This window comes from Pseudomonas sp. UBA7530, assembly GCF_002479365.1.
GTDB lineage: Bacteria > Pseudomonadota > Gammaproteobacteria > Pseudomonadales > Pseudomonadaceae > Aquipseudomonas.
In genome coordinates this window covers 806,023-827,445 of the sequence record NZ_DLMS01000011.1, presented here as the reverse complement: position 1 = coordinate 827,445, position 21,423 = coordinate 806,023, and the positions used below count along the sequence as shown (strand labels likewise).

Here is a 21,423-nt window from a genome sequence, read left to right as displayed (position 1 = left end):
GCAGGTGCAGGTGCAGGTGCAGCAGGGATTGGAGTCGATGGCAGTGTCACTGTCGAGGGCTCAGGCGAGGCCGGCGGCTCGAAGTTATCCAACTCCTCACCGGCTGCTTCGGCCAACGGCTGGCGAATCACGGTCTGCGATTCACCCACCAGCGGCAGGGGCAGTGGCTGGCTGGCACCCGCGAACTCGATGGCCGGCGTGCGACTCTCCGACGCAGGCTCCTGCGCGGGCTCTTCAGCCTCGACTGCCGGAGTGGAAGATTGCAAGGGCAGAGACGTATTACTGGCTACCGGCTCAGGAGTGGAAGATTCGCGCCCCTGCATGAACCAGGCGGCAGCGACGCCAACCAGAACGACCGCTAGCGCCAACAGATGTTTTTTCGGCAAAGCGAAACCACCGCCTGCAGCGCCACGCCCGGCAGCCCGCTGCGCAAGCATCTGCTCGACCAGCAATTCACGCGCCTCCTGATTGATCGCACCCGGCCAACCCTGGGAGCGCGCGTGAATATCCTCGATCTGCTCATCGGCCAACAGCCCGATGTCCTGCCCAGCCCCTTCCAGCCGCAGCGCAAGATATTCGCGCGTTTCGTCCTCGGCATAGGGCTGAAGCTCGATGGCGTGATAGCACTCTTCGCCGCCCGCCAGAGCTTCCAGCCGAGCCAACAATTCGTGCTCGGCAAACAGAAAGACGTGCGGACGCCCTTCGTCGCCCCCTGCAGCGAGTACCAGCAGATTCTTCAGCGCAACATCATCCAGCTGATCCGCATCATCGATCAGCAGGTAAACCTCCTGACCGGTCAGCGCCAACTGTCCAACCTGAGCCAGGATCGAGCGCACATCAGCCTGAGCGATGGACAAGCCCTGCGCCACTTGGCGCAGCAGCGACTCGCTATCCGCGACACCCTGCGCAATGACGATGCTCTGCACCGCCTGCTTGTTGGTACTCGCAACCAACGCCTGACGCAACAGCGTCTTGCCGCTACCTTCAGGCCCCACCACCGCCAGCAGGAGCTGGCTGTAGCGCGCAAGGTGATGTAACTGCCCCAACACCGGCTTGCGTTGCGCCGGGAAGAACTTGAAGCCAGGCACTCGTGGCGCGAAGGGATCGTGGCTGAACTGGTAATGGGCCAGGAAAGCTTCGTCAGCATGCAAACTGGTCATGATTCACTCTTCAAGAGTTGAACGACTGGGCCAACGCGGCGTAGTCAGTACGCAACGTGGCGTCGAGAATTTCGCGCGGGTAATCCGCGGTCACCACCGCCTCCCCCAGACGCTTGAGCAACACGAGGCGCAACTGGCCATCGAGAACCTTCTTGTCCACCGCCATATGCTCCAGGAACTGCTCGGGCGACATATCCTGCGGTGGCACCACTGGCAGACCGGCAGACTGCAACAGGCGCACGCCACGGTCCCGATCCGCCACGGACAACCAACCAAGGCGATGGGACATCTCCAGCGCCATCACCGTTCCGGCGGCAACAGCCTCACCGTGCAGCCACACGCCATAGCCCTGCTCGGTCTCGATGGCGTGACCGAAGGTGTGCCCCAGGTTCAAGGTAGCTCGCACACCCGACTCACGCTCATCGGCGCCCACCACTCGTGCCTTGGCCGCACATGAGCGTTCGATGGCATAGGTCAGCGCAGCACCATCCAGGGCGCGCAAGGCAGCCATGTTTTCCTCGAGCCAAGCCAAGAAAGGCTCGTCACAGATCAAGCCGTACTTGATGACCTCGGCCAAACCGGCGGACAGCTCGCGCTGAGGCAAAGTATGCAAGCTAGCGGTATCGATCAGCACGGCCTTGGGCTGATAGAAGGCACCGACCATGTTCTTGCCCAGCGGATGATTGATCCCGGTCTTGCCACCCACCGAGGAGTCCACCTGCGACAGCAGCGTCGTCGGCACCTGGATGAAATCCACACCACGCTGGTAACAGGCGGCCGCGAAGCCTGCCATATCACCAATCACACCGCCGCCCAAAGCGATAACGGTCGTGCGTCGATCATGCCGGGCCTTCAGCAGACCGTCGAAGATCAACTGCAGGGTTTCCCAGTTCTTGAATGCCTCGCCGTCCGGCAATACGACCGAGGCGACCTTGAGGCCTTCCAGGGAGCGCATCAGCGCTTCCAGATACAGAGGCGCAACGGTTTCATTGGTAACCACTGCCACCTGCCGCCCGGCGACATGACGCGTGAGCAACTCGGGGCGTGCCAGCAGGCCATCCCCGATATAAATGGGATAGCTGCGCTCGCCGAGATCAACGTGAAGAGTCTGCATGAGGCCCCCAGAATAAAAAGGCCTCTAGGATAGCGCAGTTCGCCCCGCGCTTTAACGGGGCGACAAGGCTTCCAGACGCGAGAGAATTTCCTGAACCACCATACGCGGCGGACGCTCGTCCGTCTCGATGACGATATCGGCGACCTCTCGGTAAAGAGGATCACGCATGGCCATCAGGTCCCGAAGCACCTGAGCCGGATTGGCCGCGCGCAACAACGGACGATTACGATCACGCGAGGTACGGTCGATCTGCTGCTCCACAGAGGTATGCAGATAGACGACTCGCCCCCCAGCATGCAGAGCCCGACGGTTTTCTGAACGCATGACCGCCCCGCCGCCAGTGGCCAATACAAGGCCGTCCTGCATCGAAAGCTCGGCGATCACCGCCTGCTCCCGCTCACGAAAGCCTTGCTCCCCCTCGACATCGAAGATCCAGGGAATATCAGCACCGGTACGCTGCTCAATCTCCTTATCGGAGTCCTTGAAAGGCAAACGCAGCTCTTTGGCAAGCAAACGCCCGATGGTGCTCTTTCCAGCTCCCATCGGGCCTACGAGGATTACATTCCGCACTTAGGTCATCGATTCACGGCAATGGCTTGGTTGTTCATGATGCGCGGAGTAATGAAAACCAGCAACTCGGCCTTGTTATCCCGGATGATGTCACGACGGAACACACGCCCCAGGAAGGGAAGGTCACCCAGGAATGGCACTTTCTCAACCGCACTCGTCTGAGTATTGGAGAACACACCACCAATTACGATCGTCTCACCATCATTGACCAGAACCTTGGCGTTAACCTCGTTCTTGTTGAGCGGCGGCACACCGTTGACCAGATTGGCGAAATCAGGAGCATCCTTAGTAACCTTAACTTCCATGATAATGCGGTTATCCGGCGTAATCTGCGGAGTTACCTCCAAGGCCAAAGCAGCCTCTTTGAAAGACGTACTGGTCGCGCCGCTCGAACTCGCCTCTTGATAGGGAACCTCTTGCCCTTTCAGGATCTTCGCCGTCTCCTTGTCGGAAGTAACCACCTTGGGCTGGGAAACGATCTCACCATTCCCGGTTTTTTCCATGGCGGACAATTGCAAATCCAGCACGACATTACTGCCTAAGTAACCAATAGCGATACCAGAAGTACTGTTTTGGACGCCCATATCTACGAATGGCAGCCGAGCCAAACCATCCTCCAAGGTAGTATTTCCGACTGTGTCAGTGCCGACGAATGGCGCCCTCGCCCCGGTATCCTCGTCAAACCCCTGCACGCCATCCTTGCCACTTACATCCCAACGGCCATTACGCACCGAGCCCCCCCAGCGCACACCAAGTGCCTTGTCGTAATCAACGTTGGCCTCAACGATGCGTGCCTCGATCATGACCTGGCGCACCGGAATATCGAGTTGAGCAACGATCCGACGCAACTCATCCAGACGCTCCTGAGTCTGATACGCGATGATGCTGTTGGTACGATCATCGACCGTGATAGAGCCACGACTGTCAGGCGAACCATCAGCGCTGGTGACCGATTGAAAGAGCTTGGCCATATCGGTCGCTTTGGCATAGTTAACCTGAATCAATTCACGACGTAGCGGAGCCAGCTCGGCGATTTGCTTCTGCGACTCAAGCTCCTGACGCTCACGCGCGGCAATTTCATCGGCTGGCGCAACCAGGAGAACGTTACCAATCTGACGCTTATCGAGCCCCTTGGTCTTCAATACCAAGTCCAGCGCTTGGTCCCAAGGCACATTCTGCAAACGCAATGTGATGTTGCCAGCCACAGTATCGCTGGCGACCAGGTTCAAATCGGTAAAGTCAGCAATCAACTGCAGCACGGACCGCACGTCGATATCCTGAAAGTTAAGCGACAGCTTTTCACCGGTATATGCAAATCGCTCAGCATTACGACGCTCTGCATCGTCCTGGCTGAGCGGCTTTACACTGAGGGTCAACTTGTTTTCGGTCTGATAAGCCAAGTAATCGTACAAGCCGACCGGCTCGATCACGATGCTGGTTTTATCCGCACCGCCTGTCGCACTGACGAACTGAACTGGCGTCGCGAAATCCTTAACATCAAGACGAACCCGCAAAGACTCGGGCAATTCGGTCTTTGCAAAGTCGAGTCGAATCTTGCCGCCCTGCTCCTGAATGTCCGGCGCAACTGACTTGTCGGAAAGCGTGATCACAACATTGCCTTCGCCCTGCTCACCACGCTGAAAATCGATATTGCTAATGGCCTTAGGCTGCGGACCGTAGGTTTTCTTCGCTGGCGCAGAGCTGGCGACGGCAGGCGCAGCAGCCGGACGCGAAGCAGCCGCGGAAGTGTCGCCGACCAGAACAAACAAGTCATTGCCTTCGACTCGGGTGCTATAAGGTGCCAGATTGGTCAGATTGACAATCAGCCGGGTGCGGTCCTTGGCTTCGACAATGGTCACGCTGCGCGCATTACCGACCCCCAGTTCCCTGTTCTTGGAGCCCAGCCTGTTCGACACGCCGGGCAGGTCCAGGGCAATGCGCGCAGGCTGCTCAATCGTATATCCCCGCGGGGCAGTTACCGGCTCGTCAAAGGACAGCTTCAGCTCCACCCGGTCACCAGGCAAACTGGCTACATCCAGATCTTGTAGATTGGCCGCCAATAGTGCGGGCGACAGCAACACCGCCATCAGGGCGACGCTAAGACGCGAAAGAGAGCCATTCATTTTCGTATCCCGTTTGGCAGACAGATTATTTGTATTCATTTTTCACATCACCCCGTCAGGAGCGCTCCTTCAAGGAAAGGCTGCGTGGTCGCTCAAGCCAGCCACCTTCGCCATCCGGCACAATTTCCATCACATCGATCTTGGACTCATCGATCACAAGTATCTTGCCGTGATTGCGGCCCAGATAATCGCCCACTTTGACACGGTGAACGCCCCCCGCACCGCTAACCAGCGCAAACAATTCACGATCGTTCCTCAAGATACCGACCATCTCGAAAGTTTCGATGTTGAAACCTTCGAGGAACTGTTTGACACGACTCTCATCCGGTTTGATCTCTGGAGCACCTTTTTGTCGGGTAACCACATCAATCTTGACCGGGGGCTGAAACGGACTACGCAATGAGGCTGCCCGATAGGTAAAGCTCTCATAAGGCTGAAAAGTTGGTAGCGGTTCGATAGCGCCTTTAGGTTTTGCCCGCGCATCATCCATATAAGCGCGCAAATCGGAAAAATCCCCGCTCCCGCCACATCCCGCCAAAAGCAAAAGCCCCACCACCAGAGCTGAACGAGAGAAACTCATTATTGAGCCCCCTTATCATTATAGCGATAGGTCTTGGCCATAATTTGCATATTCAGTCGACTCGAACTTTCTGCACTAGCAGGCGCCAACTGGAAGTCATGCAGCGTAACAATCCGCGGCAGACTGGCAACGCCACTGACGAAGGTTGCGAGATCGTGATACCCACCTGTGACCTTTATCTGGATAGGCAACTCGATATAAAACTGCTGAGCCACTTCAGGTAGAAGTTTGATTTCTTCAAACTCCAACCCGCTACCCAAACCAGTTCTGGTAATGTCTTCCAGCAAACCCGGCACCTCGGTATCGCTCGGCAACTGACGCAACAGGGCGCCGAACGACACCTCCATTTCTTGCATTTGCTCTTTGTAAGCTTCCAGATTAGCGGCCTGGAAAGCTTTACTGGTGAACTGTTCCTTTAGCGTTACCTCTTCCCGCTGACGCTGCTCCAAAATGCTTTGCAGGTCCTTGAGATGGAATTGGTAGCCCAGCACCAAAACGATAATCAGTAATAACAGACCAGCAATAAACTTGACGGCAGCCGGCCAAGAGCCGACGTTATTCATATCGAGGTCATTGACATCAATGCTGCGCAGGCTGTCCAGAGAAGTTTTGATACTCATTGCGCCGCCTCCGCTTTTTCCTGATCAGGCTGCGTTTGCTGAACCGTCAACTGAAATACGTTCGCCTGATCCAGAGCCCCCGCCGTGACAGCCTTCACTTCTGTCAGATTTGGAGCGGCCAGCCACTCGGAGCCGTCCAGATTGCGCATAAGGTTTGAAACCCGATTGTTGGATTCGGCAGCGCCGACAATCGCAATGTTCTTACCGGTCATTTTGACATTGGTGAAATACACGCCATCGGGCAATGTCCGAACCAACTGATCGAAGACACGGCCAATGATCGGGCGATTGCCCTGAAGATCCTGAATAATCTTCATACGTTCCAACAATTGCTGGCGGCGAGTTTTCAGCTCACTGATTTCCTTGATACGCGCATCCAGAACGGCAATTTCTTTTTTGATGAAATCATTGCGGGCGCTCTGATTACTGATCGCAGCGTTAAGCCACTGATCGCCAAGAAACACCAGGCCAGCTGCAACGATGAAAACCCCGGCAAGACTTACCAGAAACCGCTGCTTGCGTTCTTCGCGCAGCTGTTCGCGCCAGGGGAGTAGGTTAATCCGCGCCATCAGTCGAAACTCCTCATCGCCAGACCACAGGCAATCATCAGTGCCGGCGCATCACTGGCCAACGCGCCGGCGTTGACCTTGCTGCTGAGCGCCATATCGGCAAAGGGATTGGCCACTAGCGTCTGCGTACCGATCTTTTGCTGGATCAGCCGATCAAGATCGGGGATGGACGCGGTACCGCCAGCCAGGAGGATGTAGTCGACATCGTTGAACTGCCCAGCGGCGAAGAAGAACTGCAGCGAGCGCGAAACCTGCTGAACCACAGCCTCTTTGAACGGTTGCAACACTTCACTGTCATAGTCGTCTGGAAGACCACCCTGCTTCTTGGCAAGGCCAGCTTCTTCGACTGACAGACCATAGCGACGTTGGATTTCCTCGGTCAGTTGTCGACCGCCGAAAAGCTGTTCACGGGTATAGATGGTACGACCGTTGTGCAGAACGCTGAGCGTGGTCATGGTGGCACCAATATCGACCACCGCGACCGTCAGTTCGTCATGCCCACCGCCCAGCTGCGCCTCCAGCAGACCGTAGGCGCGCTCCAGCGCGTAGGCCTCGACATCGACCACCTTCGCAGTCAGACCGGCGAGCGCCAGCGCCGCCTCACGGACTTCGACGTTTTCCTTGCGGCACGCAGCCAGCAACACCTCGACCCGCTCGGGGTTGCGCGGCGCCGGGCCCTGCACCTCGAAATCGATGGCGACTTCTTCCAGCGGATAAGGGATGTACTGGTCGGCCTCGATCTTCAGCTGGTTTTCCAGGTCATCCTCGGAGAGCCCGGCTTCCATTTCGATGGTTTTGGTGATGACGGCCGAACCGGCAACGGCAACGGCCGCTGTCTTGACGCCGCTCTTGGCCTTGGCCAACACGCGGGAGAGCGCCTGACCGACCCCCTCCAGCTCGGCGATGTTCTTCTCGACCACTGCATTTGCCGGGAGTGGCTCGACTGCGTATGCCTCTACCTTGTAGCGGCTTCCCGAGCGACTCAGTTCGAGGAGCTTGACCGAAGTCGAGCTGATATCGATCCCCAGCAGCGTATTCGCTTTCTTAGTGAAGAGCCCTAGCACGACCGTTTTCCTATTGGCATCCGCGACTTACGGACTATTTATGTTTTTCCACATTAAATATCAGTCTTGACAGAAGCGCAAATGGCTCCCCGGGAAAAAAAACGCTTATAATGTGATCAGCTTTTCCCTTTGAGCCACGACTCCTGCTTAACTCATTCTTTTACTTGGAATTCCGAACATTTTGATACGCCTGCTGAAGTTCATCTGGTGGTCTTGCGTTGCCGTTTTTTGTGGGCTGCTGCTCAGTTTCAGCGGCGCGTTCCTTTATCTTAGCCCGACGCTTCCTTCCGTCGAATCGCTGCGCCAGGTTCAGCTGCAGATCCCCCTGCGCGTCTACAGCAGCGATGCCAAGCTGATCGCCGAGTTTGGCGAGATGCGTCGCTCGCCCATTCGCTTCGACGAAATCCCCAAGGAATTCATCAGCGCCCTGCTGGCAGCAGAAGACGATAATTTCGCCAATCATTATGGCGTCGATGTGACCAGCCTGATGCGCGCTGCCACGCAATTATTGAAAAGCGGTCAGATTCAGAGCGGCGGCAGCACCATCACCATGCAGGTGGCGAAGAACTTCTTCCTCACCAGCGAGCGCAGCTTCTCGCGCAAAGCCACCGAGATTCTCCTAGCGCTGCAGATCGAACGTGAGCTGAGCAAGGACGAGATCCTCGAGCTCTACGTCAACAAAATCTATCTCGGCCACCGCGCCTATGGCATCGAAGCCGCCGCGCAGGTGTATTACGGCAAGTCGATCCGCGATCTGAACCTGGCGCAGATGGCGATGATCGCCGGCCTGCCGAAAGCGCCTTCGCGCTACAACCCACTGGTCAACCCGACGCGCGCCAAGGAGCGCCGCGACTGGATCCTCGGCCGCCTGTATCGCCTCGGCCGTATCGATCAGGCCAGCTATGAGCAAGCGCTGGCCGAAGAAGTCGACGCACGCTACCACGTACCGACCCCCGAACTCAGCGCGCCTTATATAGCAGAGATGGCACGGGCGGAGATGGTCGGGCGCTATGGCAGCGAGGCCTACACAGAGGGCTTCAACGTCACCACTACGGTGCCCAGCCACCTGCAGGAAGTGGCCGACACCGCGTTGCGTGATGGGCTGATCGCCTACGACCAGCGCCACGGCTATCGCGGCCCCGAAAGCCGCCTACCGGGCATGACCCGCGAAACCTGGCTCAGCGAACTGGGCAAGTTCCGCAGCATCGGTGGCCTGGAGCCTGCAGTGGTGACCCAGGTCGAGAAGAGCGGCATCCTCGTGCTGACCCGCGACGGCGAAGAGCAGGCCGTGTCCTGGGACAGCATGAAATGGGCGCGCCCCTTCCTCAATACCAACAGCCTGGGCCCGCGCCCGCAGCAGCCCGGCGATGTCGCCAAGGTCGGCGATATCGTGCGCGTGCAACGCCAGGAGGATGGCAGCCTGTTCTTTACCCAGGTGCCGGCGGCGCAAAGCGCGCTGGTTTCCCTCGATCCTTACAGCGGCGCCATTCAGGCCCTGGTCGGCGGCTTCTCCTTCGACCAGAGCAACTACAACCGCGCCGTGCAGGCCAAGCGTCAGCCAGGCTCCAGCTTCAAACCCTTCATTTATAGTGCGGCACTCGATAGCGGCTATACCGCGGCAACCCTGGTCAACGATGCGCCGATCATCCTCTCTGACGACTACCTGTCGCAAAAGTGGCGGCCGAAGAACGACAACAACACGTTCCTCGGCCCGATCCGCATGCGCGAGGCGCTGTACAAGTCGCGCAACCTGGTGTCGATCCGCCTGCTGCAGGATATGGGCATCGACCGCAGCCTGCGCTACATCGAACGCTTTGGCTTCGCTCCGCAGGACCTACCACGCAACCTGTCGCTGGCCCTCGGCACTGCAAGCCTGACGCCGATGGAAATCGCCGAAGGCTGGGCCACCTTTGCCAATGGTGGCTACAAGATCGAGCCCTACCTGATCGAACGCATCGACGACCGCAACGGCAAGCCGCTGTTCCGCGCCAACCCGGCGCGCGTCCCTGGCAGCGAGCCGACAGAGGAGAACGCCAACCTGGCGGTGAACGCGGTTGACGACCTGCCCCAGGAAGATCCCAAGGTCGCCGAACAGATCATTGACGAGCGCACGGCCTACATCATGACCAGCATGCTGCAGGACGTGATCAAGCGCGGTACCGGCCGCCGCGCCCTGGCGCTGGGACGCAACGACCTGGCAGGCAAGACCGGCACCACCAACGAGTCCAAGGACAGCTGGTTTTCCGGCTACAACGCCGACTACGTGACCACCGTCTGGGCCGGCTTCGATCAGCCGGAGAGCCTGGGACGCCATGAATACGGCGGCACCGTGGCCCTGCCTATCTGGATGAACTACATGGGCCCGGTACTCAAGGATCGTCCAAGCCATCTGCCCAAGGAACCCAAGGGCCTGCTGACCCTGCGCGTCGATCCGGTCAGCGGTCGCGCCGCCGTGCCCGGCACACCGGACGCCTACTTCGAACTGTTCAAGAGCGAAGATTCACCGCCACCCATGAGCGAGTTCGAACCGGGCATGGGCGCTCCTGGCAGCCCGCTGCCGGCTGACGAGATGGCGCCGATCGATCTGTTCTAGAGAAGCAGCCACAAGCTGCAAGCCTCAGGCGCCAAGTAGAAGCGGCGCGGGGAGCACTTGGGATACCGGCGCTACGATCATGCGCCGGCGGCGATTTTTCTCTTGCTGGCAGCATGAGGCTCAATAAAAAAACCCGCCGAAGCGGGTTTTTTTATTTCCATCCGAACGGCTTAGCCGTTGAACACGTCATCCACCGACTTCAGCGGATAGTGCTTCGGATAGGGCAGGGTCGCCACACCGGATTCGATGGCGGCCTTGGCCACGGCATCGCAAACCACAGTGATCAGACGCTGATCCATCGGCTTTGGAATGATGTACTCACGGCCGAACGACAGCTCGATACCGCCGTAAGCGTCGCAGACGTCCTGCGGCACCGGCAACTTGGCCAGGTCGCGCAGCGCCAGGGCAGCGGCGATCTTCATCTCTTCGTTGATGCGAGTGGCGCGAACGTCCAGAGCACCGCGGAAGATGAAGGGGAAGCCCAGCACGTTGTTGACCTGGTTCGGGTAGTCGGAACGACCGGTGGCCATGATCACGTCGCCGCGGGTCTCGTGCGCCAGCTCCGGCTTGATTTCCGGGTCCGGGTTGGAGCAGGCGAAGACGATCGGGTTGGCCGCCATGCGGTTGAGGTCTTCCGGGCTCAGCAGGTTGGCACCGGACAGACCGACGAACACGTCAGCACCATCGAGAGCGTCGGACAGAGTGCGCTTGTCGGTCTCGGTGGCGAACACGGCCTTGTACTGGTTCAGGTCATCGCGACCGGCATGGATCACGCCCTTGCGGTCGATCATGAAGATGTTCTCGACCTTGGCACCCATGCTCACCAGCAGCTTCATGCAGGAGATGGCGGCTGCACCGGCGCCCAGGCATACGATCTTCGCCGCTTCCAGGGTCTTGCCGGCGATTTCCAAGGCGTTGAGCATGCCGGCGGCGGTCACGATCGCGGTGCCATGCTGGTCATCGTGGAATACCGGGATGTCGCACTGTTCGATCAGCGCGCGCTCGATCTCGAAGCACTCGGGGGCCTTGATATCTTCCAAGTTGATGCCGCCGAAGGTGATGGAGATGCGTTTTACGGTGTCGATGAAAGCCTGCGGACTTTCCGAATCGACTTCGATATCGAACACGTCGATACCGGCGAAACGCTTGAACAGCACGCCTTTACCTTCCATCACCGGCTTGGAAGCCAGCGGGCCGAGGTTACCCAGACCGAGAATGGCGGTACCGTCGGAGATAACGGCGACCAGGTTGCCTTTACCGGTGTAACGGTAGGCCAGCTCGGCGTCACGCGCGATTTCGCGTACCGGCTCGGCAACGCCCGGGCTGTAGGCCAGCGACAGGTCGCGGGCAGTGGCCGTGGCTTTGGTCAACTCGACGCTCAGCTTACCGGGGCGGGGCTGGGCGTGATATTCGAGAGCGGCAGTTTTTAGATCTGACATAGTGGCATTTCCGCTTTTGTTGGCTGTTGAACGGGCAGGCGGCCGAGGATACGCAAGTTGTATACACCTGCACAAGACCGTTCGGTCGCGATTGAAGCGCCGCGCTAGCGCAGCGTTTTCAGCCACTCGCCAGGGCGCGGTTCGCCGCTTGGGTAGAGCCCGTTGAGCAGTCGCAACTGGGCCTCGCCATCGGTCGACAGCGGCAAATCCTTGGCCAGAGCGGAGAGGCTCTGTCCCGCCTTGGCCTTCACCAGATGCAGGCGCACCGGCTCGGCCAGCTTGCGTTCTCTCGCCTTCAGCGGCCGGTAACTGCGGATGACGTCGAGGAAGCGCTGATCCTCGGTTTCCAGCGAAGCGCGCCCTTTTACCGCTGCCACGAACAGGTACGCATTGTCGCCTCGATAGATCACCGCAACACGCCGCGCCGACTGCCCCTGCAACACCGCTGTATAGCCTTGCAGTGCCCCCAGGCGCAGTTCTTCGCCAGCAACCAGGCGCTGATTGCCAGCGCGCTTGCGCAGGAATTCGGCAGGCGAAAGCTGCTTGTCCGCCGCCTCCAGGGTCATTGCGATAAAGGCTTGCTCATCCGGGGTGTGACCGATCAGCACATCGGGACGATTGACCAGCTGCCAGCCCTGCGGATAGCTCAGGGTGAAATCCAGTTCACCGTGATAGAAATTGCGTCCGCGGCGAATTCCGCTGGCGGCCGAATCGCCGAACACCAGGCCGTCGAGCATCTGCAGAAAATTGTCCCGACCCACTTCCTGGTTACTGCCGACCAGCGCCCGCGCCGGGCCGATCACTTCCTGCAGACGACGATCGTTGTCCGGGTGGGTGTCGAACAAGCCGTGATAGCTGCCCGCTGCCGGGGCTTCGCCGCGCCTGGCGGCCTGCTCGCGGGCGAAATCCTCCTGCCCCTTGAGCACCTTGACCACTTCGATCATTGCCTGCGGGTCATAGCCCCCGCGCGCCAGGTATTGCGCGCCCAGGCCATCGGCCTCCAGCTCCATGTCGCGGCCGTAGCCGCGCACGAAGGCGTTGCCCATGGCACTGGTCAGATCGCCCACCGCGCCCACACCGGTGCCGATGGCCGCGGCCTGGCCGAGCAGCCCCCAGGCCGTGGACTGGCTCTGCTGGCGCACGCTGTGACGGGCCGTCACGTGACCGACCTCATGGCCCAGCACGGCGGCCAGCTCCGCCTCCGAGTTGAGGTAGGCCAGCAGGCCACGATGGATATAGATGTAGCCACCCGGCAGCGCGAAGGCGTTGACGTCCGGACTGTCGACCAAGGTGAAGACGTAGTTGAGCTGATTGCGATGGCTGCTGCGCGCCACCCGCTCGCCGACACGCTGGATATAGGCCTGCAGCTTGGCATCCTCGTAGCGCGGGTATTGCTTGAGAATTTCCTGGTTGTAGCGCGCACCGAGGTCCAGCTCCTGGCGTTCGCTCATCATCACGAAATCGGTGCGACCGGTCGCGGGATTGACCGCGCAACCCGCCAACCAGCTGCACAACAGACACAGCATCAATGCACGAATCATGGCAACACCTCCAGCATCGCCGAATGGGTAAGCGGCAGCATCCAGCGCGCCTGCCCGGATTTCAAGCCACCGCGGCTCTGCCGGTCGATGACCCAACCCCGCGCCTCCACTCGCCGCCCCTTGAGTTTCTGCAAGGCAGGCACGTCGAACTCGCCGAGCAGTTCGGGCGACACGCGCAGGACCCGACCGCCATCGAGATCGAGCCACAGGCCGCCACGATTGCGCTGCACGCCGACAACCCGGCCGCCGAGCAGGGCGAAGCCGCCTCCCTGCAACTGGCCAGCCGTCTTCACCTGCTCGTCACGCCACACGCCGAGGCGCTTGCTGCGCGCCTGGCGCTCGGCCTGTGCCTGGCAGGTCGCCAGCGCAGCATTGGGCGCCACCGCAACCATGAAACCGAGGCCTTCGCCGAGCAATTGCGCTTCGAGATTACGCCCCTGGCGGTCGTAAAGATGGGCCAGGGTGCGGCCGTAGCGGTCCTTGCGCTGCTTGCCGTAGAGCAGGCCGACGCGGCCATCGCTGGCATCGACCAGCGCCTGCAGACGACGCTTGGCCTGCACGGCATAAGGCTCGTCGCTGCGCCCCTTGCGCCCCAGTTCCGGCGTATTGATGCCGATCAGGCGAATGCTGCGGCCGTCGGCCAGGCGCACGGTATCGCCGTCGACCACCTGGCGCACGGCGACCGGAGCCAGATCGGCGCGCAGCGGACAGAAGGCCTGCGCCAGATCGACGCAAAGCAGAGAAACGAAAAAGGCGCCCACCAGGGACGCCTTTTTCAGTAGCACGGAGTGGCGCATGCCAGATTCCGTTTCGATTCGGCCGCTTACTTGGCGCCGAATACGCCGAAGCGCTGCTTGAAGCGATCGATACGGCCGCCGGTGTCCAGCACTTTCTGCTTACCGGTGTAGAACGGGTGGCACTCGGAGCAAACGTCCAGGCTCAGGTTCTTGCCCAGGGTGGAGCGGGTCTTGATCACGTTGCCGCAGGAGCAGGTGGCGTCGATTTCAACGTAGTTCGGATGGATATCGGCTTTCATGGTGCTTTCCTCGGGGTAGTCGTGCCGCCACCCGACCAATGTCAGGCACCGCACAGAAATAGGCCGCGCATCTTACCAGACGCGCGAGTCGATGCAAGCCGCGCAAGGCGCCGGTCGTCGCGTGCTAAGATCGCCAGCCTGTCAACGGAGCTCCTGGCTTGCCCGACTTGATCCTGCGCCTCGCCCTGCCCTCGCCGCTGCGCCGCCTGTTCGACTACCTCGCCCCCGCTGGCGTGTCGCGCAGCGCCTTGCAGCCTGGCGTGCGCCTGCGCGTACCCTTCGGCCGTCGCGAGATGATTGGCGTGCTGGTGGAAGTCGACAGCCAGAGCGAAGTTCCACTCGACAAGCTCAAGCCCGCCCTGGAGCTGCTCGACGCCCGCCCACCGTTGCCGGCGCCGCTGTTCAAACTGTGTCTGTGGACGGCACAGTATTACCAGCACAGCCTCGGCGACACCCTGAGCTGGGCCTTGCCGGTGCTGCTGCGCGAGGGCGAGCCGGCCGAAACCCGCCAGGAGCGTTACTGGCTGGCCAGCAAGGGCGCCAGCGTCGACGACCCACGGCTGGCCCGCGCTCCGCGCCAGCGCGACGCACTCAAGGCACTGGCGCAACATCCGCACGGTGTGGCCCACAGCCTGCTCAGCCAGCTGCAACTCAACCGCGACAGCCTGCAGTTGCTGCATGAGAAGGGCCTGGTACGGGTAGAGGTGCGCCGCACTCAGCCTCACGCCAAGCCCGCACACTGGCTGGCACAACCGGAACTGCCGCTGAACGCCGAGCAACGGGCCGCGGTGAATGCCGTGGCGTCAGGTTGGGACCAGTTCAATGCGTTTCTGCTCGCGGGCGTCACCGGCAGCGGCAAGACCGAGGTGTACCTGCAGCTTATCCACCAATGCCTGGAGGCCGGCAAGCAGGCGCTGGTGCTGATCCCCGAGATCAACCTTGGCCCACAGACCTTCGACCGTTTCGCCCGCCGCTTCAACGCACGCATCGCCCTGCTGCACTCGGCGGTGAACGACCGCGATCGTCTTGACGCCTGGTTGGCGGCGCGCGATGGCGAGGCCGACATCATCATTGGCACCCGCTCGGCGCTGTTCACGCCGATGAAGAATCCGGGGCTGATCATCGTCGACGAAGAACACGATGCTTCCTATAAACAGCAGGAAGGCCTGCGCTACCACGCCCGCGACCTGGCGTTGGTTCGCGCGCGTCAGGAAGACGTACCGATCGTCCTCGGCTCAGCCACACCCTCGCTGGAAAGCCTGCACAACGCCCACAGCGGCCGCTACGCCCTGCTCAAGCTGACCCAGCGCGCCGGCGGCGCCAGCCAGCCGCGCTTCCTGCGTCTGGACGTGAAGAGCCGGCCACTGGACTCGGGCATTTCCGGGCCGATGCAGCAGGCCATCGCCCAGACCCTCGCAGCCGGCCAGCAGGTGCTGGTGTTCCTCAACCGCCGCGGCTTCGCCCCAACCCTGCTCTGCCATGATTGCGGCTGGCTATCGGAGTGCCCACGCTGCGACGCGCGCATGACCGTGCACCAGCGTTATCAGGAGCTGCGCTGCCATCACTGCGGCCATGTCGAGCGACAGCCGAGCAACTGCCCGAAATGCCAGCACGTCGACCTGCGCCCGGTCGGCGCGGGCACCGAGCGCGCCGAAGAGCGCCTGGCGGTGCTGTTCCCTGATTACCCGGTGCTACGCATCGATCGCGACAGCACCTCGCGCAAAGGCGCGATGGATCGCCTGTTCGCCACCATCAACAAGGGCGAGCCGTGCATCCTGGTCGGCACGCAAATGCTTGCCAAGGGTCACCACTTCCCGCGAGTGACGCTGGTGTCGATTCTCGATGCCGACGGTGGCCTGTTCTCGGCTGACTTTCGCGCCAGCGAGCGCATGGCGCAGTTGATCGTACAGGTGGCCGGGCGCGCCGGGCGCGCCGAGGAACCGGGCAAGGTGATCATCCAGAGCCACCTGGCCGACCATCCGCTGCTGGTGCAACTGACCGAACAGGGCTACTTCGCCTTCGCCGAGCAGGCGTTGAGCGAGCGGCGCAGCGCCGGCCTGCCGCCGTTCTGCCACCTGGCCCTGCTGCGCGCCGAAGCGCACAAGCCTGGCCAGGCCGAGAGCTTCCTCGATGAAGCCTGCAGCGAGGCCGAGCATCTGCTGGGTGAGCTGGACTTGTCCGGTATCGAACTGCTCGGCCCGGTACCGGCGCCGATGGAGCGTCGCGCCGGGCGTTTCCGTGCGCAGTTGCTGCTGCAGGGCAATGCCCGCGCCCCGCTGCACCGCCTGCTCAATCGCTGGCTGCATGCGCTGGAGCAGATGCCCAGCGGCCGCGCGGTGCGCTGGTCGCTGGACGTGGACCCGATTGACCTGTTCTAGCGTAGCGTGGGCCGGGCGGCGATCCGCTTCAGCCCACCAACAGCGGTCACCCTTGGTGGGCTGAAACCCACCCTACCCACGCAAACGCGGCGGCGAAGAAAAACGCGGCACGCTTTTCCTTGCCGCTTGTGGCTTGCAGCTTGTCGCTGCTCTTATAATGCGCAGTTTTCGACCAAAGCCCCAAGGCAACCCGAGCCGAACATGAAAGACAGCATTCGCCACCTGATCCAGCAAGCCCTCGACCGCCTGACCGCCGAAGGCGTGCTGCCTGCGGGCCTGACGCCGGCCATCCAGGTGGAGAACACCAAGGACAAGAGCCACGGCGATTTCGCCAGCAACATCGCCATGATGCTGGCCAAACCAGCCGGCATGAAGCCGCGCGACCTGGCCGAGAAGCTGATCGCTGCCCTGCCGGCCGACGAGCAGATCACCAAGGTGGAAATCGCCGGCCCCGGCTTCCTCAATTTCTTCCAGAACAGCGATGCCCTGGCACAGCGCCTGGAAGCGGCACTGGCCGATGCCAAACTCGGCGTACGCAAGAACGGCCCGGTGCAGCGCGTGGTGGTCGACCTGTCCGCGCCCAACCTGGCCAAGGAGATGCACGTCGGCCACCTGCGTTCGACCATCATCGGCGACGGCGTGGCGCGCGTGCTGGAGTTCCTCGGCGACAGCGTGATCCGCCAGAACCACGTCGGCGATTGGGGCACCCAGTTCGGCATGCTGCTGGCCTACATGCAGGAAAATCCGGCGGCTGCCGAAAGCGAGCTGGCCGACCTGGAAGGTTTCTACCGCGCGGCCAAGAAGCGCTTCGACGAATCGCCCGAGTTCGCCGACCGCGCCCGCGAGCTGGTGGTCCAGCTGCAGGCCGGCGACGCCGAGTGCCTGCGCCTGTGGCACCGCTTCAACGACATCTCCCTGTCGCACTGTCAGGCGCTGTACGACCGCCTCGGCGTCAAGCTCTCCATGGCTGACGTCAAGGGCGAGAGCGCCTATAACCACGACCTGCCGCAGGTGGTCGCAGACCTCGCCGCCAAGGGTCTGCTGACCGAAGACAACGGTGCGCAGTGCGTCTTCATGGACGAATTCAAGAACGCCGAAGGCAACCCGCTGCCGCTGATCGTGCAGAAGGCCGGCGGCGGCTACCTGTACGCCACCACCGACCTGGCAGCCACCCGCTACCGCGCCGGCACGCTCAAGGCCGATCGCGTGCTGTACTTCGTCGACCAGCGCCAGGCCCTGCACTTCCAGATGGTCTTCGCCTGCGCGCGCCTGGCCGGCTTCGTACCGGCCAGCATGGACATGGAACACATGGGCTTCGGCACCATGAATGGCCCGGATGGTCGCCCGTTCAAGACCCGCGACGGCGGCACCGTGAAGCTGGTGCAACTGCTCGACGAGGCCGAGCAGCGCGCCTACGCCCTGGTCAAGGACAAGAACCCGGAGCTGGCTGAAGACGAGCTGCGCCAGATCGCCCGCGTGGTCGGCATCGCCTCGGTGAAGTACGCCGACCTGTCCAAGCACCGCACCAGCGACTACAGCTTCAACTTCGACCTGATGCTGAGCTTCGAGGGCAACACTGCGCCGTACCTGCTGTATGCCTACACCCGCGTCGCGGGCGTGTTCCGCAAACTCGGCAAGGGCGTGGACGAGATCGGCGGACAGATTACCCTGGTCGCCGAGCATGAGCAGGCCCTGGCCGCCAAACTGGCGCAGTTTGGCGAGCTGCTGGGCAGCGTCGCCGAGAAGGGCACGCCGCACATGCTGTGCAGCTACCTGTACGACCTGGCCGGGCTGTTCTCCAGCTTCTACGAAAACTGCCCGATCCTGACTGCCGAGGACGAAGCCACGCGCAACAGCCGTCTGCGCCTGACCGCCCTCACTGGCCGTACCCTCAAGCAAGGCCTGGAGCTGCTCGGCCTGGAAACTCTGGAGCGGATGTAAATGGCAGCGCGCAAGAAGCCGGCGCCGAAACGCGGCGCCAGTCGCTATCAGGCCCCGGCGAAAAAGCCCGTACCGGGCTGGATCTGGCTGGCCTGCGGCCTGGTGGTTGGCGGGTTCTTCATGTTCCTGTTCAGCCTCGAACCGGGCCGTGACGAGATCAAGCGCGACAAGGGCGAGCAGGTGCGCAGCAGCAAACCCGAGCCCAAGCCGACGCAGCCCGAGCCGGCCAGGCCCAAGTACGACTTCTACACCCTGCTGCCGGAGTCGGAAGTGATCCTGCCGCAGGCCCTGGAGGAAACGCCGCCGCCTGCACCGGAGCAAAAACCGGTCACCCCGGAAGAAGCCGCGAAGATCGACACCGCCCGCGCCGAAGCTGCGCTCAAAGGCGAAGTGCCGCCGCCCCCGCCGCCGGTGCTGGCCAGCGCGCCGGTCACCACGCAGTTCTTCCTCCAGGCCGGCTCTTTCCGCAAGCGTGACGACGCCGATACCCTGCGCGCGCAGATCATCCTGCTCGGCCAGAATGTACGGGTGGAAACCGGCAAGGTGCGTGAGGAAACCTGGCACCGCGTACTGGTCGGCCCCTTCGCCAGTCGTGAGCAACTGGCGACAGCGCAGAAGACCCTGGCCGGCAACGGCTACAGCAATCTGCTGTTACAGCAGCGCCAGGTCCGCTGATCGTCGATTCACCCGCCGCTGGTTGAAAAGCCGCGGCGCGCACCCCATCTGAGTTTCCATTCGGGCAAGTTCGCCCCGCAGCGTGGAGATTCACCCTTGACCACCATCGTTTCAGTGCGCCGCCACGGCAAGGTCGTGATGGCTGGCGACGGCCAGGTATCGCTCGGCAACACCGTTATGAAGGGCAACGCCAAGAAGGTTCGCCGCCTGTACCACGGCCAGGTGCTGGCCGGCTTCGCCGGCGCCACCGCCGATGCCTTCACCCTGTTCGAACGCTTCGAAGGCCAACTGGAAAAACATCAGGGCCACCTGGTGCGAGCCGCCGTCGAGCTGGCTAAGGACTGGCGCACCGACCGTAGCCTGAGCCGCCTTGAGGCCATGCTGGCAGTCGCTAACAAGGACGCATCCTTGATCATCACCGGCAACGGTGACGTAGTCGAACCCGAGGAAGGCCTGATCGCCATGGGCTCCGGCGGCAACTTCGCCCAGGCCGCCGCGCGTGCGCTGTTGATGAAGACGGACCTCTCCGCTCTCGAAGTGGCGCAAACCGCGCTCGGCATCGCCGGCGACATCTGCGTGTTCACCAACCACCACCAGACAATAGAGGAACTGGACGCCGCCGAGTAGCGTCCACTGCCTCACCGCTTTCCGTTTATTGCGAGCCCAATTCCATGTCCATGACGCCCCGCGAGATCGTCCACGAACTCAACCGCCACATCATCGGCCAGGACGACGCCAAGCGCGCCGTCGCCATCGCCCTGCGCAACCGTTGGCGGCGCATGCAATTGCCGGCCGAGCTGCGTCAGGAAGTCACGCCGAAGAACATCCTGATGATCGGCCCGACCGGCGTCGGCAAGACCGAGATCGCCCGTCGCCTGGCCAAGCTGGCCAGTGCGCCTTTCCTGAAAGTGGAAGCCACCAAGTTCACCGAGGTCGGCTACGTCGGCCGCGACGTCGAATCGATCATTCGTGACCTGGCCGATGCCGCAGTGAAGATGCTGCGTGAACAGGAAATGACCAAGGTTCGCCACCGCGCCGAAGATGCCGCCGAGGAGCGCATCCTCGACGCGCTGCTGCCGCCTGCGCGCCAGGGCTTCGGCGACGAGCCGGCGCGCAGCGAGGATTCCAACACCCGTCAGCTGTTCCGCAAGCGCCTGCGCGAAGGTCAGTTGAACGACAAGGAAATCGACATCGAAGTGGCCGACTCGCCCATGGGCGTGGAGATCATGACGCCGCCAGGCATGGAGGAGATGACCAACCAGCTGCAGAACCTGTTCTCCAGCATGGGCAAGGGCAAGAAGAAGAGCCGCAAGCTCAAGGTCGTCGATGCCATGAAACTGGTGCGTGACGAGGAAGCTGCGCGCTTGGTCAACGAGGAAGAGCTCAAGGCCCGCGCGCTGGAAGCCGTCGAACAGCACGGCATCGTCTTCATCGACGAGATCGACAAGGTGGCCAAGCGTGCCAATGCCGGCGGCGCCGACGTCTCGCGCGAAGGCGTGCAGCGCGACCTGCTACCGCTGATCGAAGGCTGTACGGTCAACACCAAGTTGGGCATGGTCAAGACCGACCACATCCTGTTCATCGCCTCGGGCGCCTTCCATCTGTCCAAACCGAGCGACCTGGTGCCTGAGCTGCAGGGCCGCCTGCCGATCCGGGTCGAGCTCAAGGCCCTGAGCCCGCAGGACTTCGAACGCATCCTCAGTGAACCGCACGCTTCGCTCACCGAGCAATACAGTGCTCTGCTGAAGACCGAAGGGCTGGATATCGAATTCACCGAAGACGGCATCAAGCGCCTGGCGGAGATCGCCTGGCAGGTCAACGAAAAGACCGAGAACATCGGTGCCCGTCGCCTGCACACCCTGCTTGAACGCCTGCTGGAAGAGGTTTCCTTCAGCGCTGGCGATCTGGCTGGCCAGCAGAACGGCGAACCGATCCGCATCGATGCCGCCTACGTCAACGGCCACCTCGGCGAATTGGCGCAGGACGAAGACCTGTCGCGCTATATCCTCTGAAAACCGCC

Annotated in this window: 18 protein-coding genes; 6 read left to right on the top strand and 12 right to left on the bottom strand. The window is 61.7% G+C overall.

Annotated elements, in window-relative coordinates:
* The 8 genes from B2U07_RS17730 to B2U07_RS17695 form a co-directional block, all read right to left on the bottom strand.
* Positions 1–1,160 (bottom strand): AAA family ATPase (locus B2U07_RS17730; RefSeq protein ID WP_296277408.1); only part of this gene is annotated, 1,160 nt, incomplete at its 3' end.
* A gap of 10 nt (positions 1,161–1,170) precedes the next feature.
* Positions 1,171–2,274 (bottom strand): 3-dehydroquinate synthase, encoded by a 1,104-nt coding sequence (aroB, locus tag B2U07_RS17725; RefSeq protein WP_275545490.1) that lies wholly within the window; start codon positions 2,272–2,274, stop codon positions 1,171–1,173.
* A gap of 51 nt (positions 2,275–2,325) precedes the next feature.
* Complete coding sequence (gene aroK, locus B2U07_RS17720; protein WP_197856975.1) at positions 2,326–2,844, bottom strand: shikimate kinase AroK; 519 nt, start codon at positions 2,842–2,844, stop codon at positions 2,326–2,328.
* Positions 2,845–2,849: 5 nt separating this feature from the next.
* A complete protein-coding gene (gene pilQ, locus B2U07_RS17715; RefSeq protein WP_275545491.1) occupies positions 2,850–4,967 on the bottom strand; it encodes a type IV pilus secretin PilQ in 2,118 nt (705 codons plus the stop codon).
* A 55-nt stretch (positions 4,968–5,022) separates the two neighbouring features.
* Positions 5,023–5,547, bottom strand: coding sequence for a type 4a pilus biogenesis lipoprotein PilP (pilP, locus tag B2U07_RS17710; RefSeq protein WP_275545492.1), 525 nt, complete (start codon positions 5,545–5,547; stop codon positions 5,023–5,025).
* Positions 5,547–6,167, bottom strand: coding sequence for a type 4a pilus biogenesis protein PilO (gene pilO / locus B2U07_RS17705; protein ID WP_275545493.1), 621 nt, complete (start codon positions 6,165–6,167; stop codon positions 5,547–5,549). Before pilO ends, pilP begins: the two co-directional genes overlap by 1 nt.
* On the bottom strand, positions 6,164–6,736 hold the full coding sequence (gene pilN / locus B2U07_RS17700) for a type 4a pilus biogenesis protein PilN (protein WP_275545494.1): 573 nt from the start codon (positions 6,734–6,736) through the stop codon (positions 6,164–6,166). The genes pilO and pilN overlap by 4 nt, the downstream gene beginning before the upstream one ends.
* Complete coding sequence (locus tag B2U07_RS17695; protein ID WP_197856971.1) at positions 6,736–7,800, bottom strand: pilus assembly protein PilM; 1,065 nt, start codon at positions 7,798–7,800, stop codon at positions 6,736–6,738. The genes pilN and B2U07_RS17695 overlap by 1 nt, the downstream gene beginning before the upstream one ends.
* Positions 7,801–7,984: 184 nt before the next feature.
* Between B2U07_RS17695 and B2U07_RS17690 the strand changes: the two genes are divergently transcribed.
* Positions 7,985–10,393 carry a penicillin-binding protein 1A gene (locus B2U07_RS17690; RefSeq protein WP_419096364.1) on the top strand — a complete coding sequence of 803 codons (2,409 nt, stop codon included), beginning with the start codon at positions 7,985–7,987 and terminating at the stop codon, positions 10,391–10,393.
* A gap of 170 nt (positions 10,394–10,563) precedes the next feature.
* Here the strand turns inward: B2U07_RS17690 and B2U07_RS17685 are convergent, their stop codons facing one another.
* From B2U07_RS17685 to rpmE, 4 genes are all read right to left on the bottom strand, one after another.
* Positions 10,564–11,832 carry a malic enzyme-like NAD(P)-binding protein gene (locus B2U07_RS17685; protein ID WP_197856969.1) on the bottom strand — a complete coding sequence of 423 codons (1,269 nt, stop codon included), beginning with the start codon at positions 11,830–11,832 and terminating at the stop codon, positions 10,564–10,566.
* 104 nt (positions 11,833–11,936) lie between these two features.
* Complete coding sequence (locus B2U07_RS17680; RefSeq protein ID WP_275545496.1) at positions 11,937–13,373, bottom strand: M48 family metalloprotease; 1,437 nt, start codon at positions 13,371–13,373, stop codon at positions 11,937–11,939.
* Entirely contained in the window at positions 13,370–14,170 is an 801-nt protein-coding gene (locus B2U07_RS17675) for a thermonuclease family protein (protein ID WP_197856967.1), read from the bottom strand. The genes B2U07_RS17680 and B2U07_RS17675 overlap by 4 nt, the downstream gene beginning before the upstream one ends.
* Positions 14,171–14,196: 26 nt before the next feature.
* Positions 14,197–14,409 (bottom strand): 50S ribosomal protein L31, encoded by a 213-nt coding sequence (gene rpmE / locus B2U07_RS17670; protein WP_003459015.1) that lies wholly within the window; start codon positions 14,407–14,409, stop codon positions 14,197–14,199.
* A gap of 158 nt (positions 14,410–14,567) precedes the next feature.
* Here rpmE and B2U07_RS17665 point away from each other — a divergent pair, with 158 nt between their 5' ends.
* The 5 genes from B2U07_RS17665 to hslU all read left to right on the top strand — a co-directional run bounded on the left by B2U07_RS17665 (position 14,568) and on the right by hslU (position 21,415).
* Positions 14,568–16,787, top strand: coding sequence for a primosomal protein N' (locus B2U07_RS17665; RefSeq protein WP_296277407.1), 2,220 nt, complete (start codon positions 14,568–14,570; stop codon positions 16,785–16,787).
* Positions 16,788–16,988: 201 nt separating this feature from the next.
* The gene (gene argS / locus B2U07_RS17660) at positions 16,989–18,728 is read left to right on the top strand and encodes an arginine--tRNA ligase (protein ID WP_275545497.1); all 1,740 of its coding nucleotides are present in this window, start codon (positions 16,989–16,991) and stop codon (positions 18,726–18,728) included.
* Entirely contained in the window at positions 18,729–19,403 is a 675-nt protein-coding gene (locus B2U07_RS17655; RefSeq protein WP_275545498.1) for an SPOR domain-containing protein, read from the top strand.
* 96 nt (positions 19,404–19,499) lie between these two features.
* Complete coding sequence (gene hslV / locus B2U07_RS17650) at positions 19,500–20,030, top strand: ATP-dependent protease subunit HslV (protein WP_004372920.1); 531 nt, start codon at positions 19,500–19,502, stop codon at positions 20,028–20,030.
* A 44-nt stretch (positions 20,031–20,074) separates the two neighbouring features.
* A complete protein-coding gene (hslU, locus tag B2U07_RS17645; RefSeq protein ID WP_275545499.1) occupies positions 20,075–21,415 on the top strand; it encodes an HslU--HslV peptidase ATPase subunit in 1,341 nt (446 codons plus the stop codon).
* Positions 21,416–21,423: the final 8 nt, after the last annotated feature.

Coding starts and splice junctions, on each gene's coding strand:
- aroB (WP_275545490.1), bottom strand. CDS start 2,274: ATGCAGACTCTTCACGTTGATCTCGGCGAGCGCAGCTATCCCATTTAT.
- pilQ (WP_275545491.1), bottom strand. CDS start 4,967: ATGAATGGCTCTCTTTCGCGTCTTAGCGTCGCCCTGATGGCGGTGTTG.
- pilP (WP_275545492.1), bottom strand. CDS start 5,547: ATGAGTTTCTCTCGTTCAGCTCTGGTGGTGGGGCTTTTGCTTTTGGCG.
- pilO (WP_275545493.1), bottom strand. CDS start 6,167: ATGAGTATCAAAACTTCTCTGGACAGCCTGCGCAGCATTGATGTCAAT.
- pilN (WP_275545494.1), bottom strand. CDS start 6,736: ATGGCGCGGATTAACCTACTCCCCTGGCGCGAACAGCTGCGCGAAGAA.
- B2U07_RS17685 (WP_197856969.1), bottom strand. CDS start 11,832: ATGTCAGATCTAAAAACTGCCGCTCTCGAATATCACGCCCAGCCCCGC.
- B2U07_RS17680 (WP_275545496.1), bottom strand. CDS start 13,373: ATGATTCGTGCATTGATGCTGTGTCTGTTGTGCAGCTGGTTGGCGGGT.
- B2U07_RS17675 (WP_197856967.1), bottom strand. CDS start 14,170: ATGCGCCACTCCGTGCTACTGAAAAAGGCGTCCCTGGTGGGCGCCTTT.
- rpmE (WP_003459015.1), bottom strand. CDS start 14,409: ATGAAAGCCGATATCCATCCGAACTACGTTGAAATCGACGCCACCTGC.
- argS (WP_275545497.1), top strand. CDS start 16,989: ATGAAAGACAGCATTCGCCACCTGATCCAGCAAGCCCTCGACCGCCTG.
- B2U07_RS17655 (WP_275545498.1), top strand. CDS start 18,729: ATGGCAGCGCGCAAGAAGCCGGCGCCGAAACGCGGCGCCAGTCGCTAT.
- hslU (WP_275545499.1), top strand. CDS start 20,075: ATGTCCATGACGCCCCGCGAGATCGTCCACGAACTCAACCGCCACATC.